Consider the following 2,242-nt stretch of genomic DNA (forward strand, 5'->3'; position numbering starts at 1 on the left):
CTTCCACACTTCCACACTGCGTCGATAGCTGTCAGGATTCCCTGCGATACCGCGCCGTAAATCGGGATCGAGCTGCCGATCTTCAGTACGCCGTATTCGTGCAGGCTCTTTGGGGTTTTCACATGTTCGACCAGCCAGGCGATTCTCTTGGTTGGGTCCTTGATGTTCGCGAGCGCCTTATCCATGTCGTCAGTGATAAACACGGCAATCTTCGCTTTTACATCCTTGGACGCAATGGCTGTATTGAATGCCCCGATATTGCCGGTGGCGAAGCTTCCTGCCACCTGCCGTTCGGCATACGTGGTCGGCTGTCGAGCCTGGCGCGCCCCGTGAGGCCTGCATACATCCCTATCGATACCCGATCGGATTCGTGCTCGAATCCCGCACGTACGGATCGCCCGGTGCGATCCGGCAGGCCGCTTCGACATCGGCAGGCCAGAGTGGCACTTTGCTGGTGGCGCGGTGGATGAGACGGCCAAGGAAGAAGAACACGTGGAATGGGGACATGAACCACCGGAGGATAGGGTTCGAAGCGTCCATGGACACCAATGCTATCCAGCCCTGATAGAGGGTTTCCCGCTTGTCTGCAATCGGCAAGCAAAACTCGAAACCCGGCGCGTCAATCACAGACTGCGGGCCTTCTTCCATGTAGCGGCGAATGAACTCCCAATGACGGAGACAGTGCTCTCGGCTAGGCGAGGCATAGCCGATTACGAACATCTCGTCGACGGTCTGTTTGTCCTTCAGCACAAGGCCACAGATGCCCAATATGCGTACTCCAAATATTCGGCTGTTCACCCGCAAGGTGAAGTACGCGTCGTCCCATGCCGCCGCAAGAACTGTGTCGTCGCCGCGAAAAACGTAGACCATACGGTTCTGCCGGTTGAAACGCATTGGATAATGTGTGTAGTGAAACCACTCGCCGATCTTGAGGTTGAAGGCAACTATGCCGGCGATGAGAAGTGAAAAGGCGACCACGCAAATAAATATAGCCCACAGCATTTCAGATTCGTCCTGCCTGTCCCAGCTTGGATCCAGGTAACGAACGATTACAGTACGGATCAGTACAACTAAGACGAATACGCTCACACCGACGCCGAGAAGTCCGGCGGCGCTCATCCCTCCGCGATTCGGGTATAGCCCGTCGACTAGTTCCAGGTAGGTCGAATTCATCCGAATCGCACGGGCCGATGCATGTGGGTCAGCCTCTCGCTTATGGACCGCCAAGTGCCATTCATGATCCATATTATTCAGCGGGCGTTGTTTTTTGCTCGTCGTAAACATCATGCTCCTGCCATTGCGCGAGTGAAATCGGACTGTTCTGTGGCCGGATCGGTGTAGCGACCTGACGTGAGCTTGCCCCAATAGCAGCGCTCTAACCACTGCGCGAAGTTGTCACCCCTAAGGTGGTTGATCGCTATGCTCAATGCAACCAGCGCAACAGCTAACACCAAGCCCCATACAGTTAAACTGAGGCCCCCTATCACTGTCGCGCTGGCAGCTGGCGGGAAGAGGGTCCAGAATGCGGCGACGGCTGCAGTAATTCCAACGGCCCCTGACAGGAGTTTCAGTGCCGCGAGCATCCATTGCCCGCGACCCAAGCTTTGAAAGCCGTCCACAAGGTCCATCGCCGCCGCCACCCCAGACACCACCGCCATCAGTCCACCCGCCACCCGCAGCGCAATCCCTGCACGTGCCGCTAACGCTTTACCCGTCACCCGCTTCACCATCCCCGTCGCATACAAATTACTCCACGTCCCATACACCTGCACCACCGCCGCCGCGCCCGCAGCCAGCGCCCCCACATACAACCCGTACCCCAGATTCACCCGCACGTCCTGCGTCCAGGTCTTCTGGAACGACAACGCCTTCGCTTCGGCTTGCAGCATCTGCTCCCAGCCCGCGAATTTCCACACGGCGTCGATGGCGGCCAGGATTCCCATCGATACCGCGCCGAAAATCGGGATCGAGCGGCTGATTCTCAGTACGCCGTATTCGTGCAGGCTCYTTGGGGTTTTCACATGTTCGACCAGCCAGGCGATTTTCTTGGTTGGGTCCTTGATGTTCGCTAGCGTCTTTTCCATGTCGTCAGTGATAAACACGGCAATCTTCGCTTTCACAGCCTTGGACGCAATGGCCGTGTTGAATGCCCCGATATTGCCGCTGGCGAAGCTTCCCACCACCTGCCGTTCGGCGTATGCCGTCAGCTGCCGGATCTGGCCGTTGCTCAGCGGCTTGGCGC

At 57.5% G+C, this 2,242-nt stretch carries 3 protein-coding genes; all 3 read right to left on the reverse strand.

What is annotated here, in order from left to right:
* Window positions 1-284 (reverse strand): hypothetical protein (locus tag AB4Z27_RS28780; protein ID WP_441645955.1); only part of this gene is annotated, 284 nt, incomplete at its 3' end.
* A 64-nt stretch (window positions 285-348) separates the two neighbouring features.
* Window positions 349-1,287, reverse strand: a complete 939-nt coding sequence (locus AB4Z27_RS28785) for a DUF6708 domain-containing protein (RefSeq protein ID WP_441645956.1) — start codon at window positions 1,285-1,287, stop codon at window positions 349-351.
* Window positions 1,284-2,242, reverse strand: a 959-nt coding sequence (locus AB4Z27_RS28790; RefSeq protein ID WP_441645957.1) for a hypothetical protein, incomplete at its 5' end; no start/stop codon positions are given. The genes AB4Z27_RS28785 and AB4Z27_RS28790, both read right to left, overlap by 4 nt.

Source organism: Cupriavidus sp. KB_39, from assembly GCF_052114485.1.
In the GTDB taxonomy this organism is placed as follows: domain Bacteria; phylum Pseudomonadota; class Gammaproteobacteria; order Burkholderiales; family Burkholderiaceae; genus Cupriavidus.